The sequence below is a fragment of the Mesorhizobium comanense genome, from assembly GCF_005503535.1.
GTDB lineage: Bacteria > Pseudomonadota > Alphaproteobacteria > Rhizobiales > Rhizobiaceae > Mesorhizobium > Mesorhizobium comanense.
Window position 1 is genome coordinate 91,829 of sequence record NZ_SCNN01000017.1, and the last position, 13,823, is coordinate 105,651.

Annotated in this window: 11 protein-coding genes; 3 read left to right on the plus strand and 8 right to left on the minus strand. The window is 66.6% G+C overall.

Annotated features, from left to right (window positions below):
• Positions 1 to 343: 343 nt before the first annotated feature.
• From ligD to FFS37_RS25130, 7 genes are all read right to left on the minus strand, one after another.
• A complete protein-coding gene (gene ligD, locus FFS37_RS25100; protein WP_137933657.1) occupies positions 344 to 2,833 on the minus strand; it encodes a DNA ligase D in 2,490 nt (829 codons plus the stop codon).
• Positions 2,834 to 2,974: 141 nt separating this feature from the next.
• On the minus strand, positions 2,975 to 3,199 hold the full coding sequence (locus tag FFS37_RS25105) for a hypothetical protein (RefSeq protein WP_137933658.1): 225 nt from the start codon (positions 3,197 to 3,199) through the stop codon (positions 2,975 to 2,977).
• Positions 3,200 to 3,298: 99 nt separating this feature from the next.
• A complete protein-coding gene (locus FFS37_RS25110; protein WP_137933659.1) occupies positions 3,299 to 3,475 on the minus strand; it encodes a Flp family type IVb pilin in 177 nt (58 codons plus the stop codon).
• 151 nt (positions 3,476 to 3,626) lie between these two features.
• A complete protein-coding gene (locus FFS37_RS25115; protein WP_232375762.1) occupies positions 3,627 to 4,850 on the minus strand; it encodes a GNAT family N-acetyltransferase in 1,224 nt (407 codons plus the stop codon).
• A gap of 28 nt (positions 4,851 to 4,878) precedes the next feature.
• Positions 4,879 to 6,105, minus strand: a complete 1,227-nt coding sequence (locus FFS37_RS25120; RefSeq protein WP_137933660.1) for a GNAT family N-acetyltransferase — start codon at positions 6,103 to 6,105, stop codon at positions 4,879 to 4,881.
• 9 nt (positions 6,106 to 6,114) lie between these two features.
• Complete coding sequence (locus FFS37_RS25125; protein ID WP_171026409.1) at positions 6,115 to 7,416, minus strand: MATE family efflux transporter; 1,302 nt, start codon at positions 7,414 to 7,416, stop codon at positions 6,115 to 6,117.
• On the minus strand, positions 7,413 to 8,582 hold the full coding sequence (locus FFS37_RS25130) for a glycosyltransferase (protein WP_137933706.1): 1,170 nt from the start codon (positions 8,580 to 8,582) through the stop codon (positions 7,413 to 7,415). Before FFS37_RS25130 ends, FFS37_RS25125 begins: the two co-directional genes overlap by 4 nt.
• Positions 8,583 to 9,024: 442 nt before the next feature.
• Between FFS37_RS25130 and FFS37_RS25135 the strand changes: the two genes are divergently transcribed.
• The 3 genes from FFS37_RS25135 to FFS37_RS25145 all read left to right on the plus strand — a co-directional run bounded on the left by FFS37_RS25135 (position 9,025) and on the right by FFS37_RS25145 (position 12,402).
• Positions 9,025 to 10,194: a DUF1972 domain-containing protein gene (locus FFS37_RS25135; RefSeq protein WP_137933661.1), complete on the plus strand. Its 1,170-nt coding sequence runs from the start codon at positions 9,025 to 9,027 to the stop codon at positions 10,192 to 10,194.
• The gene (locus FFS37_RS25140) at positions 10,191 to 11,456 is read left to right on the plus strand and encodes a glycoside hydrolase family 5 protein (protein ID WP_137933662.1); all 1,266 of its coding nucleotides are present in this window, start codon (positions 10,191 to 10,193) and stop codon (positions 11,454 to 11,456) included. Before FFS37_RS25135 ends, FFS37_RS25140 begins: the two co-directional genes overlap by 4 nt.
• A gap of 541 nt (positions 11,457 to 11,997) precedes the next feature.
• Positions 11,998 to 12,402: a GFA family protein gene (locus FFS37_RS25145; RefSeq protein WP_137933663.1), complete on the plus strand. Its 405-nt coding sequence runs from the start codon at positions 11,998 to 12,000 to the stop codon at positions 12,400 to 12,402.
• A 46-nt stretch (positions 12,403 to 12,448) separates the two neighbouring features.
• On the opposite strand, the gene FFS37_RS25150 is transcribed toward FFS37_RS25145, so the two are convergent.
• Positions 12,449 to 13,822 (minus strand): VpsF family polysaccharide biosynthesis protein, encoded by a 1,374-nt coding sequence (locus tag FFS37_RS25150; RefSeq protein ID WP_137933664.1) that lies wholly within the window; start codon positions 13,820 to 13,822, stop codon positions 12,449 to 12,451.
• Position 13,823: the final 1 nt, after the last annotated feature.

Genomic DNA, 13,823 nt, shown 5'->3' on the forward strand with positions numbered 1-13,823 from the left:
TTTCGTCCGAAGGACGACTGGCGCCGTGGAAATCCTACACCGACCCCCGATGATAAAGCTAAATCCCTGACGAAATGTTTTAGGGAGCCTGAGGGGTCTGCAACGGAGGATAGTTCAAATTGTATTGAGCGTCGATGGAGTGAGACGCTGGCGGGACAGCGCCCCCCTCTGTCCTGCCGGACATCTCCCCCACAAGGGTGGAGATTGGCTGTCATCAACGACCTTCGCCAATCTCCAACGTTTGAAGGAAAGCGCCGACCGCGCGAACTGCCAATCTCCCCACCTGTGGGGGAGATGGCCGGCAGGCCAGAGGGGGGCGCGAAGGAACGCGACGCTCCTCTCGCTATCTCGGCACCGCCAACACCGGCAAATCCCGCGCGAAATCATCGATCTCCGCCCAGGGATCGCCCGACGTCTCCAGCAGCCCCGGCAGCGAGGAATAGTTCAGGTCCTGCGGCGCATCGATCGCTTCCAGATCGCTCCAGCTCACCGGCGTCGAGGCCGGCAGGTTGGTGCGCGCCCGCAGCGAATAGGGTGCGGCCGAGGTGTGGCCGCGGGCGTTGCGGTGATAGTCGATGAAGATGCGCTTCTTGCGGTTCTCCTTGCCCATGGTGGTGGTGAAAGTGTCCGGTGCGCTTGCCGCCAGCCGCGTGGCGATGGCGCTGGTCGCCTGATGCAGCTTCTTCCAGTTCTGCTTGCCCGTGACCGGTACGGTGATGTGGATGCCGCTGCCGCCCGACGTCTTGGCGAAGGGCACGAGGCCCAACCCCTCCAGCTCGCCCTTGATGTGAACGGCGGCCTCCACCACTTCGCGCCAGGAAATCCCCTCGCCCGGGTCGAGGTCGAAGACGATCTGGTCGGGCTTGTCGAGGCTGGTGCGGTGCGTACCCCAGGTGTGGAATTCGACGACGCCGAACTGCGCCAGCGCCAGATAGCCCTTGGCGCCCTCGACCGAGAGATAGGATTTGGTCTCGCCCTCGGAATTTGTCGCCTGGAACGTCACCACCGAGGGCGGCATGCCGGTGAAGGCATGCCGCTGGAAGAAGCAGTCCTTGGGCAGGCCGGTCGGGCAGCGCACCAGCGACACCGGCCGGCCGAGGATATGCGGCAGCATGAAATCGCCGACCAGCGCGTAATAGACGGCGATATCGAGCTTGGTCGGCCCGGTCTTGCCGAACAGCCGCCGCTCCGGATTGGTCACCCAGATGGTGGCGAGATCGGCCTCCGAGATCAGCCGCTTGCGCTTGGCCGAGACCGGCGTCGACAGGCCGACATCCCTGAGACCGCGAAACACGCCATGGCGCAGCGAATTGTCCGCCGTGCGGTTGGCGTAGTGGATGCGCGCCGAAAACAGCGGCTTCACCCAATGCATCTCGCGCATGATCTCGCGCGGTACCCCTTCGGGCGCGGACGCGCCTGACGTCAGCGGCTCCAGCCGGGAGAGCAAATCCTCCGCCGTCTCGCGGTCGAATCCGGTGCCGACCTTGCCGCGATAATGCAGCTCGCCATCCACGAACTCGGCCATGCCGAGTGCCGCCAAACCCTCGGCGGCGTCGGAGACAGTGTAGCCGGCAATGACGAAGTCACCGCTTTGCAGCGCCTTGGTCTTGGTCCAGCTCTTGCTGCGGCCGCTTTGGTAGATCGCGGTGGCGCGCTTGGAGACGACGCCCTCCAGCCCGAGTTCCGTCACCTGGTCGTAAAGCCCCTGCCCCGAGCCTTCGACATGGTCGGAATACTGGATCGCCGAGTTGGCGCCGAGGCCGGCGAGCAGTTCGGCCAGCAGCGCCTTGCGCCTCGCCAGCGGCGCCTTCATCAGGTCCCAGCCGTCGAGATGGAGGAGATCGAAAGCGTAGAAATGCAGCTTCGAGCCCGCGCCCTCGGCCAGCGCGTCCTGCAGCAGCGCGAAGTGGGAAATGCCCTTGGCGTCGAGCACGACGATCTCGCCGTCGATGATCGCTTCGCGGCACGGCAGCTTTGCGAAAGCGTGCGGCAGATCGCCATAGCGCTTCGTCCAGTCGATGCCGCCGCGCGTGATCAGCCGCACCTGCCCGTCGCCGACATGCGCCATGGTGCGGTAGCCGTCGAACTTGATCTCGTGCAGCCAGGCCTCGCCTGTGTCCTCGCCGTCGGGCGGCCTGGGCACCTGGGTGGCCAGTTGCGGCTCTATGCGGCTCAGCGCCTGCGCCTTGACCGCGCCGGGCAATTCGCCGGGCTTCAGCGAACCGCGCTTCGGCGCCAGCTTGGCGGCCGGTTTCGCGGCGGCCAGCAGTTGCTCGATGCCGAGCCCCGATTTCACGCTCTCCGGCCGCGCCTCCAGGATGTTCAGCGCGGTGTCGGCGGCAAGGTCGCGCTCCTTGAACAAAAGCCAGTTCTTCTTGTGCTCGTCCTCGCCGGGCTTCGGCTTCAGCCTGGTCAGCATCCAGCCGCCATTGAGCTTCTCGCCCGAGAGCCGGAACTTGAAGGCGCCGGTCCGCAGGCTCTTTTCGACATCGTCCATCGGCGCCCAGGTGCCGGTGTCCCAGACGATCATCGGCCCGCCGCCATACTCGCCCTCGGGGATGACACCCTCGAAGTCGATATATTCGAGCGGGTGGTCTTCGGTCTCGACCGCCAGCCGCTTGTCGGCCGGATTGAGCGACGGCCCGCGCGGCACGGCCCAGCTCTTCAGCACGTCGCCGACCTGCAGGCGCAGATCATAGTGATCAGCGGTTGCGTGATGCTTGTGGACGACGAAGCGGTTGCCGTCGCCGGACATGAGCCCGCCGGCGGGTTCCGGCGTTTTGGAGAACTCGCGCTTGGCGCGGTAGGATTTGAGCTTGGGCGGCGTGGCCATGAATTAGCAACCGAGGCGCTCGGTAAGCAAGGGCAGCCGCCGCGCTCCTTCCCACCCCTCTCTGGGAGATGTCCGGCAGGACAGAGAGGGGTGCTGTCCCTCCGGCATGTCAGATTTCCCAGCGTGAAACAGGCGCCGCGCTCAATCGTCGGCGGCCGGCGTCAACTCAAGTTCCGCAGGCGTCAGCCCCTGCCGCAACTGGCTGAGGCGGAATTCGTCGACCCAGTAGGCCTCGCCGTCCACCAGCACGCGGGCGCTGTAGGCGCCATTCGCGAAGCTCTGCGCGGTGATGTAGACCTTATGGCGATCGAGCGCCTTGCGCACGGCGGCGCGCTTGGCATTCTGGCCGATGACGGGACTGAACATGATGCTGCCCTCGGTCGCCTTTCGAACGCAACACGGCCGCTTCCGCAGCCTGGCGACGGCAGAAGGATGCAGGAGACCCGCCGTCCTGTCAATTTGGCCTTACGAACCGCTGCTGTTGAGCTTTGTGCCGATCGCGGTGAACTTGCCGTTGATCGCATTGCCGAGCGCGCCGGCGCCGGTGATGATGGCAAGCGCGATGAGGGCGGCGATCAGGCCGTATTCGATGGCGGTCGCGCCGGATTCGTCCCGGATGAAACGGGAAACTGTTGCTGGCATTGCAGGCCCCTGATGACTGATCCCTCACGCAACCCAATAGCGACCGCAAGTTGCAGTTCGGTTAAGTTTTGCCAGTCTTTTTAAGACCTTCCAGGACCGCATTGAATCAGGATTTGAAGTCCGGGCGCTGATTGCGAAGCCCCGGAGCGGATCAGTTCTTCAGCCGCCGCAGCTTGCGCATCACGCCCTGCACGGCCTTGTACAAAGCCGGTCTGGAACGCACGTAGAGCTCGGTCTTGCCGCGCAGCCTGATATAGCCGGTCGCGCCCCTGCCCTTCAGCGTCATCGCCTCGCACAGCTCGGCCAGCACGGCACTCGAGGCGCCGATATGCTGCTTGTATCCCTGGCTGCCGACCGAGAGGTCGAAATAGTCGAGCCCCTGGGCGCGCGCCCACATCATCAGCTTGCCGATGGTCGTCAGGCCGGGCGAGGCATTGGCCACCGCGTCCTGGTCGATCCCGAGCAGCAGGGCGTGCAAGGTGCCTTGCCTGATCAGCACATAGATGGAGGCGAGCCAGGCGTCGCCGACGCGCAGGCCGAACAGCCGCACCGAGCCGTCGGACAGGCCCTGCAGGGCGGCGTTGCGGTAGAATTCGACGACCGGCGCCTGCGTCAGAAGGTCGAAACGCCCGAGTTCGCGAAAGCGGTTGAGCCTGAGCTCCAGCAGCGTGGCGAAATGCTGCTCCACCATGGCGGGCGTTTCAGCTTCAACCAATGCGAGGCCGCCGAGCTGTTCGAAGCGGCGGCAGTGCTTGTGGAAATTTTTGGCAAACGACGATTTGCAGACGCGCTTGATCAGCGTCTCCGGCTCGCCGTGCAGGGCGAGGCCCGAGGCGATCTGGATGGAATCGCGCGACATGGAAAGCAGCGCCAGCGGATTGGCGACGCCATGGATCTGCTGGGGAATGCCGGCGACATGGATGCGGTCGGCCGGCGGCAGCACGGCGCGCGCCGCCGCCCAGGCGGCGTCGGCGCTCTCCCTTGTCCACGGCCTGGCATCGGCCAGCAGCGGCGCGGAATAATCGCACACGCCGCGGCTCAGCCATTCGATGACATAGTGGCCGAGCGCCCGGCGCCGCATCAGCGGCAACAGCATCACCGGCGCGCCTGTCGCCGCCTCGCGAACCTCGACGACGAGCAGATCGGCGCTTCTGGGCATCAGCCGTTCGGCGATCCCCTCCACCCAGGCGAAGGACTGGTGGCCGGTGCACAGGCCGGTCGTCTCGAAGCGCAACCAAAGCGGCTTGACGGTCTCGAAGCTGGTGTGCAGCCGGGCCGTATAGCGCGCGACGGCGCTCACGCTGGCCGCCACCGGGGAAGCCACTTCGCCCGGCTCGTCCATCGTGGCGGCCTTTCTCAATGCCTGGCTTGCCACATGCTTCTCCTGTTCTTCTGGTCCGCTCTCAACATCCTCCACGCAAGCGCCTTACACCCCGCATCGTCCCCTGGACCGCTTTCAGCAGCCTTGGGTTGGAGCGCACGAAGGCCTCGGTCCGGCTGCGGACATTGATGGCGGTGCTTGCCACACCGCCCCGCATCGTGAACCCGTGGCAGAGTTCGGCCAGAACCGAACCCTTGGCGCCCATGTGTTCCTTGTAGCCCTGGCTGCCGACCGACAGGTCGAAATAGCCGAAGCCCTGCCCGCGCGACCATTCTATCAGCCGGCCCATGATCAGAAGGCCCGGCGAGACATTCGGCACCGCGTTCTGGTCGATGGCTATCATCAAGGCATGAACGGTGCCTTGATGCACGACCAGATATTGCACGGCGATGAAGGCCCCGCCGAGGCGCAGGCCGAAGAGCCGCACTGATCCGTCCGCGAGGCCCTGAAGTGCCGCGTTGCGGTAGAAGTCGACGGCCGCGCTTTGGGTCAGCAGGTCGAAGCGGCCCATTTCGCGAAAACGTTCGAGCCGCAAGCGCACCAGTTCGCCGAAGATCTGTTCGACCAGGGCCGGCGTGCCGGCCTCGACCAGTTGCAGGTCGCCCAGCCGCTCGAGCCGGCGCCAGTCCTTGTTGAAGGCCTTGACGAAGGACGGCCTGCATACGCGCTTGAGGACGGTTTCCGGCTCGCCGTCGATGGCGAGCCCGAATGTCGTGTGGATGGACTCGCGCGTCGCCGCCAGCAGGGCCATGGGATTGGCGACATCGCCGATGGTTTGCGGAATTCCCGTGATGTGGACGCGGTCCGCCGGCGGCAGCACCGACCGCACGGCGGCCCAGGCGGCCTGCGCGGATTGCGCCGTCCACGGCCTGGCATCGGCCAGAAGCGGCGCCGAATAGTCGCAGACGCCGCAGCTCAGCCATTCGATCACGCGATGCCGGAAAGCCGGCCGCCGCATCAGCGGCACCAGCATGCGGGGGGCGCCGGTCGCGGCGTCCCGCACCTCCACGATGAGCGGCTCGGCGCCGTCAGCCATCAGCCGGGCGACGATTCCCTCGGCCCAGGCGAAGTGCTGATGGGCGGTGCACACGCCGTTCAGTTGCAGGCGCAGCCAGAGCGGCCTCGCCGTCTCCAGGCTGGTGTGGAGGCGCGCCGTATAGGCGTCGTTCGCCGCCGCTGAACCGGAATGGGCGACTTGCCCGTCAGGCAAACCGGTCGCCACGGCAATTTGCACTGCCTCGACTGCCACGTCCCTCTCCTATCGTTTCGCCGGCGCGAACGTGACCGCCCGCCGCCACGAGCCAAGCAGGCTGTTGCGCTGCTTGTCGGGATGTTCGATGTTCCATATGCGGTGATGCGCGAAGTACCAGGACAGCGCGAGCACGAAGGTCTCGGAGACCGCGGAACCCAGCAGCGCCCATGGCGGCGACGCGATCGCGAGCAGGATGGCGATCAGCGCCAGTCCCACGATCGCCCCGCCCGTCGTGATGAAGGCCACGATGCGGAAATCCCCGAGGATCTCCAGCACGATGCGCGGCATGATGTAGAGCATGATCGGCACGAAATTGGCGATCACGAAAAGCCCGATGAACCCGACCGAGGCATCCTGCAGAGCCTGCGACCTTATCATCGGCAGCAAGAACAGGATGGCGCAGCCATAGACGAGGCCGCCGGCGCCCATGACCAGCGACCACATCTTGGCCTGCGCCCAGACGCGGCGCGTCTCGTTCCTGCTCATCAGCTTGGCGAGTTCGGGCTGGGTCATGTTGACGAAGGCGAGGCTGATGATGCGCAGCGGCGCAAACAGCACCAGCACCGCCGCCAGCGGCGCGTAGGCGGCAGGCCCGGCGATGCCCGCCACCAGCAGCGCCAGGCATTGGCCCTGGATGTTGGTGGTGGTAGCGCTGAAGGCCGACCAGCAGAGCTGCCGCCAGAGCTTCACATAGCGCCGGCGCGTCGGCATGCGGAAGGAGACGCGCAGCGTGCGGCGCGCCAGGCGCACGAGCATGGCAATGCCGATCACGTTCGCGGCGGCGAGCGCGTAGAACACGCTCTGCAGCACATCCTTGCCCATCCAGACCGCCAGTCCGGCGAGAAGCGTGCCGGCCACGGTGAAGGCGGCGTCGCTGATGGAAACGGTGACCTGCTGGCGGCGGGCGAAGAAGGCCGTGCGCATATGGCTGCGCAGCGACCAGGCGCCGACGAAGCAGCCGGCTGCGAGCCCGCTGGGGTCGCCCAACAGATGCATCAATATGCCGGTGCCCACAGCCATCAGCAGCGCCACCACCAGGGCGGCCGAGCCGAAGGCCACGTCATGGGCATCGACGCCGGCGCTGTTGGTGCTCTTGCCCATCCATATCGAGGCGGGCACGGCGGTGAGCGACCTGATATAGGACAGGCCGACGCCGCCCATCACCATGGCGATGGCAAACAGGCCGTAGCCCTGCGCCGACAGCATGTGCAGCAGCATGAGGTTGAGAGCGAAGTGAAAACCGCTCTGCATGGCCTCGCCGCCGATCATCAGCACGAGGCGCCGCACCAGATGGCCAGGGAACTTCACGACCGTGTCTCCGCCTGGCGAGAGGTCGCCGCCCTGCCCGGCCTGGCCAGCGTCGTCTTGAGCTTGTCGGCGGCGATCGCCGCGATCGCGGCGGCGGCGACCGGCTCGCTGAACACCGTCTCGTAGCGCCTGCGGCCGGCGGCGACGAAGCCGCTCCAATCCTGCGGCCGCAGGATGATGTCGCGCAATTTCGCCGCCAGCGCGGCAGCATTGCCGGGCGGAACATGCCAGCCGGTCTCGCCGTCGGCCACCACTTCCACCAGCCCGCCGATCGCCGACACCAGCGGCGGCCGGCCATAGGCCATCGCCTCGATTGCAACGCGCCCGAGCGACTCGGGACGACGCGACGGCACGGTGACTATGTCGGCCCAGCGGTAGTGCTCGGAAGGGTCCGGGATGAAGGGCAAGGCGCTGACCTGTCCGGCCAGCCCCATGGTCTCGACCAGTTCGGCCAGCGCGCGCTCGCGCTCGGTGCTTTCGAAGGCGCTGCCGACCAGCCGGACCTCGATCCTGGACTTCAGTTCCGCCGGCATCGACGCGATCGCCTCGAGCAGCACCTCCTGGCCCTTGATCCGGTTGATGCGGCCAAGCAGCAACACGCGCAGCGGGCGCTTGCCGTCATAGGTCATGGCCTCGGGCGCAGCCGGGCCGGCGACGCCGTTATAGACGACATGCGAGCGCGCCGACTTCGGCTCGCCGAACGCGGCGCGCGTGGCGCGCGAATTGAAGATGAGGTCGGCATGGCTCCAGTGCATCAGGCCGACGAGCACGCGGCGCATCGCGCCCTCGGGTATCTCGTGGATATGCAGCACCGCCTTTTGCGGCAGGAACCGCGCGGCCAGCGCGTAATCGGCCACGATCGAGGTGTTGACATAGGTGAGGTCGCAGGCGCGCATGCGCCGCCATGCCCTCGCCACCGCGACCGGCAGCCGCGCCATTTCGACCGTGGCAAGGCGCATGATCGCCTGCCTGCGCAGCACCCAGAGCGGCTCGAAGACGATCCGGCTGGCATGCGGTTCGAGAATCTGGACGATCGGTCCGCTTCGCGGCAGCACCACCTCGATGTCGGCCGAAGGGAACGCGGCGCGCAACGCAGCCACGCTTTCCGCGAAGCTGCGGTCGGAACCGTAGAGTTCATAGCCCTGATGGATGCAGGCAATCCGCATATTCACATGCATCTTTCTGTCAGGGGTGGTTTGACGATCCCGCCGCCTGACGGTATCAGCGACCGGATACTTCAAGTCCAACACCCCTTTGGACTTCACTGGTGGCCAGTATGGTCAAGACACGGAAGTAGAAACCGGATCGCCACACCAATGCTGCACGCCTCCGCCGATTTTGGCGCACAGAAGTCCTCTAGCAAGGATTATGCCGGGCCTGATTTGTCTGTTGGCTGGTTGCCAGACCCCGGCAATGCCTCGTTTCGACACACATACGCGTGGAAAGTTGACCGATAGTGAAACAACCGAGGCGTTCGGAACAAATATTTTACAACCCTAATGCAAGGATGGCCGTGACCGGGTCTGGCGGACACGCCGCAAGGCCGCGGTTTTTGAAATGATTGAGCCCTCCACAGCGGATCGAGCGGACCCGAAAGCGCCAACCAAGATGAAACCGGAACAGCCATCCATCCTGATCCTGGGGACGCGCGGCATCCCCGCGGCCCATGGCGGCTTCGAGACCTTCGCCGAGAAACTGGCGCTGTTCTTGGTCGGACGCGGCTGGAAGGTCGGCGTCTACTGCCAGGACGAGGTCGAGCGGGTGGACCAGCGGGTGCGCACCGACACCTGGCGCGGCATCGACCTGATCCACGTCCAGGTCGCCTCGAAAGGCCCGCGCGCCACGCTCGAGTTCGACTGGCAATGCGTTCTCGACGCCGCCCGGCGGCCGGGCGTGTGCCTGGTGCTCGGTTATAATGGCGCGGTCTTCCTCACCTGGCTCAGGCTGATGCGGCGCAAGGTCATCACCAACATGGACGGCATCGAGTGGCGCCGCCCCAAATGGGGGCCGGCGGCGCGAAGCTGGTTCTGGCTCAACGAATGGATCGGCGCCTGGGCCTCGCATCGCCTCGTCGCCGATCATCCGGTCATCGCCGACCATCTGGCGACGCGGCGGCCGCGCAAGGCCATCTCAACCATCACCTATGGCGCCGACCCGGTGACCTCGGCGCCGGAAGCGCCGGTGCGCGCGCTGGGCCTCGAACCCGGCAAATACCTGATCTCGATCGCGCGCATCGAGCCCGACAACAACATCCTGCCGATCGTCGAGGCCTTCCGCGGCCAGAAGAGCGACATGAAGCTGGTGGTGCTGGGCACGCTGTCCGACCAGATCCCCTATCACGTCGCGGTCCGCAAGGCAGCCGATGCCTCGGTGGTGCTGCCCGGCGCCATATACGACCAGGCGGCGGTGAAGGCGCTTCGCTATCACGCGCGCGCCTATATGCATGGCCACACGGTCGGCGGCACCAACCCGTCGCTGGTCGAGGCGCTGGCCGCCGGCAACATGGTGATCGCGCACGACAATCCCTACAACAGGTGGACCGCGGGTGCTGCCGCCATCTTCTTCAAGGACACGGCAGGCTGCGCCGAGGCAATGCGGCGGGCGATGGAGGATGACGCCCTGGTCGCGGCCTGCGGCGAAGCGGCCCGCACGCGCGCCCGCGAAGCCTTCCGCTGGGAAGACGTGCTGCTGGCCTATGAGACCGAGGCCTACCGGCTGCTCGGCGTGAAAGCGGCGCGGCCGGCCGGCATCGAGCGCGCCTCGCCCGGCGCGGTATGACCAGCTGGTCGCGGCGGCGGCTGCTGGGGACGGCGCTGGCGCCCGCCATCGCCGCGATCGCGCCGCTCGCCGCCACGCCGGCAGCGCGTGCCGCCACCGGTGAGTGGCGCTTCCGCCGGGGCGTCAACGCCTGGCCCTGGTTCGCGCTGACGCGCGAATTCCCCGCGCCGCGCACCGACTATGCCTGGCCGCCCTTCCAGACGCAGCGCCCGGTGCCGACACCAGACGACCTCCGCCGGCTGCGCGCCAGCGGCCTCGACTTCATCCGCATCCCGGTCGACCCCGGCCCGTTCCTGGCCGGCGACGCGGCGACGCGCGGCAAGCTGCTGGACATGCTGGACGCGGCCGTCTCCGCCGCGCTCGACGCCGGCCTCGGCGTCATCGTCAACGTGCAGGCCAATGCCGCCACCCATTACTGGAACCCCGACCGCATGGTCTCCAGCACCGCCGCGCCGGAATTCGAAGCCTATCGCGGCCTGGTCGGCGAGCTCGCGGGCCGGCTGCAGCGCTTCACGCCTGGCATGGTGGCGCTGGAACCGGTCAACGAGCCGGCGCAATCCTGCTCCTCCAACGTCTGGTCGCAAGTCCAGGCCGCGCTGCTGACGGCGGCCCGGGCATCGTCCGCGACCTTGCCGCTGGTGGTCACCGGCGGCTGCGGCTCGATGGTCTCCGGGCTCGCCGCGCTCGACCCGGCGCCGCTGGCCGCCTTCGAGCCGATCCTGTTCACCTTCCACTTCTACGAACCCTATCTGTTCAGCCACCAGGGCGCGCCGTGGATGCGCGAACCCGTCTACCGCGCGCTGAACAACGTGCCCTGGCCTGCCTCCGCCGGCTCGCTCGAACAGACGCTGGCCTCGGTGCGGGCGCGCATGGCCGGGGATACCGAGACCTCCGAGGCCGACAAGAAGGCCGCCTATGCCGAAACCGAGCGCGTGCTGAAAGTCTATTTCGACGCACGGCCCGACCGCTGGTTCATCGACAAATATCTCGACCAGGCGCGCGCCTGGGCCGACGCCCACGGCATCGCGCCCGAACGCGTCATCATGGGCGAATTCGGCGCCCTGCGCACCGACGCCCGCTACACCGCCGCCCCCAACCCCGACCGCGCCCGCTATATCGCCGATGTCAGGCAAAGCGCCGAGGCCGCCGGCTTCTCCTGGGCCTTCTGGGACCTCTTCGACGGCATGGGCATGATGGACGACAACACGCGAGCGCTCGATCCGGCGATGGTCGATGCGCTGGGATTGAGGATGGTGGAGTAGGCTCCGTTCCATACGGGCAATCGTCGAGTTCCTTCGCGCCCCCCTCTGTCCTGCAGGGCATCTCCCCCATGCCGCGCTGGTCGACCCCCACTCCGTCTCGGCTTCGCCGAGACACCTCTCCCCCGATCGACGGGGGAGAGGAAAGGCGCCAAACTTTGTACCGTCGACGCTCTTCCAGCAACGCTCCCTTCCTTTCCCTCCGGAGGGGGGGAAGGTGGCGCTGCGAAGCAGCGACGGATTGGGGGAACCACATCGCAACAAAGCCTCCGGCCGATCGGTCACGCCAGTCACGCAAGACGGGTGCATAGCGTAGCGTCGATCGGGAAAGATGCCCGGCAGGGCAGAGGGGCGCGCCGTAGAGCGCTACCTTCATCCCGCTTGCGCGCCAACCCGCCATCGGTAACCTGACGCCAGCGCCCCCGCGCATGCACTCACGGGCGCCGGCGCCGGATGTCGGAATCAGGCGCCAGCCCGGCGCATTTCTCACCGAATCCCGCCCGCCCCGGCACTAAGCTGGGCTTGTTGACTGACGGAGATCTGCATGCGTGGTCATTGCTTATGCCGCACCATTGCCTTTGAAGTCGACGGCCCGGCGCAGGCCTGCGTGGTCTGTCATTGCGAAAGTTGCCGGCGGCAATGTTCCGCGCCGATGACCGCCTATATCGGCGTCCTCGACGGCCAATGGCGATGGCTGGGCAGGCCGCCAAAGGCGTTCAACTCTTCTCCCGGCGTGGAAAGAACATTCTGCGATCGCTGTGGCACGCCGCTCTCCTTCCGCTCACAGAAGATGTCCAACGTCATGCATTTCTTCGCGGCAGCGATGGAGGAGCCGGAGAAGTTCGAGCCTACGCTGCATGTCGCTTTCGAGGAGAAGCTGCCGTGGCTGAAACTCGCCGACGGCCTGCCGACACGCGTCGGGCCTGACTATACGAAAGACCCGGCATGAAGAACGAGGAATGCCCGAGCGGATTCCGACAGGCGCCGCGCGGACTCTAGGATGACGAAACGCGGGGTTGCGCCTGGGGGCGGTGCCCTGCCTGCGCCTTCGGCCGCCCCACCACCGGCCGATACAGCACCAGCGCGATCACCACGAACTTGGTCATCAGCGTCGTCTTCGACGCCAGGCTCTCCGAGGTGTTGAGCAGGATCAGCCAGCCCAGCATCAGAAGCCAGATGCCGGCATGGCAGCGGCGGGCGACTTCATGCATGAACAGCGCGAAGCCGACGAACAGCAGCAAGGTGAAGAAGGCGCCCTGATAGAGGACCATGCGGATGACAGGGTTCTCGATGCCCTGTTCCAGGCCGCTGATGCGGCGCAGGCTCTCGATGAGGTCGATGTCGGGCCCGACGATCACGTCGCGCCATTCCAGGTGGTTGAACAGTTCGAACATCTCGACGCGGGCATTGGCGCTGCCGGAATCCGAGACGAAGCGTTCGAGCAGCGCGTCGAAGAAGCCGTAGGACGCCGCCACAGCGATGGCCACCGGCACAAGCGCTGCAAGGATGAGGCCGAGCGCCGCGCCAAGCAGGTTGACGCGGCCCGTGCTCAAGCCGCGCAGGCCCTGGAGGAGCATGTAGCAGCCGCCGAGCACGATGGTCAGCACCATCGCCGAGCGGCCGCCGAAGGCGACGAGCGCCGCGCATTGCAGGCCGATCAGGCAAAGCCGCAGCGGCATGGACAGCGATCTCGAACCGGAAAGCAGCGCCAGCACATAGATCGAGGTGACCGTGGCATTGGACAACGGATGGCCCTGGAGCGCGGTGGAGCGCAGATCGGTCATGAATGCCTCGCCGTCGAGGCGATAGGGAAAGATCAGCGTCTTGGTGGCGAACTCGAACAGCGCCAGCAGCGCGTTGGCGGTCATCACCACATGGATGACGGTTCGCAGCCGGGCGAAGGTCTTCTCGTCCCCCTCGGCGAGCATCATCACCAGCAGCGCCGGCGCCACGAAAGTGTCGATCATGCCGGCCATGCCGGGGCGCTGGCGCGCGATGACGACGACCAGCAGCACGATCGACATGACCGCCAGCAGCGCACTGGCCGGCCGCCGGTCGGCAATGGCGACCATGTAGCCGACCGGATTGCCGAAGGTGCAGGCGCGCCAGGCAAACACCAGCACGAGCAGATAGGTCGAGGGATGGATCTTGGTCGCGGGGTTGCCGGTCAGGCCGTCGTAATTATAGCCGACCAGCCACAGCATGCCGCCCGAGACGGCGAACAACAGCGCCACGACCCCGACCAGGCCGAAACCGGTCAGCCAGTCGATTGAGCTGCCCGAGCGCGCGGTGGCTTGACCGGCCCAGCCGGCTGCCGGGTTGGCGGCCTCCCGGGCGACGGTCCCCGTGGCGGCCCTGACGGTGGTCATG

Excerpts from the sequence above, each read along its gene's own strand:
- ligD (WP_137933657.1), bottom strand. The coding sequence starts at position 2,833 with ATGGCCACGCCGCCCAAGCTCAAATCCTACCGCGCCAAGCGCGAGTTC.
- FFS37_RS25130 (WP_137933706.1), bottom strand. The coding sequence starts at position 8,582 with ATGCGGATTGCCTGCATCCATCAGGGCTATGAACTCTACGGTTCCGAC.
- FFS37_RS25150 (WP_137933664.1), bottom strand. The coding sequence starts at position 13,822 with ATGACCACCGTCAGGGCCGCCACGGGGACCGTCGCCCGGGAGGCCGCC.
- FFS37_RS25145 (WP_137933663.1), top strand. The coding sequence starts at position 11,998 with ATGCGTGGTCATTGCTTATGCCGCACCATTGCCTTTGAAGTCGACGGC.
- FFS37_RS25105 (WP_137933658.1), bottom strand. The coding sequence starts at position 3,199 with ATGTTCAGTCCCGTCATCGGCCAGAATGCCAAGCGCGCCGCCGTGCGC.
- FFS37_RS25135 (WP_137933661.1), top strand. The coding sequence starts at position 9,025 with ATGAAACCGGAACAGCCATCCATCCTGATCCTGGGGACGCGCGGCATC.
- FFS37_RS25140 (WP_137933662.1), top strand. The coding sequence starts at position 10,191 with ATGACCAGCTGGTCGCGGCGGCGGCTGCTGGGGACGGCGCTGGCGCCC.
- FFS37_RS25110 (WP_137933659.1), bottom strand. The coding sequence starts at position 3,475 with ATGCCAGCAACAGTTTCCCGTTTCATCCGGGACGAATCCGGCGCGACC.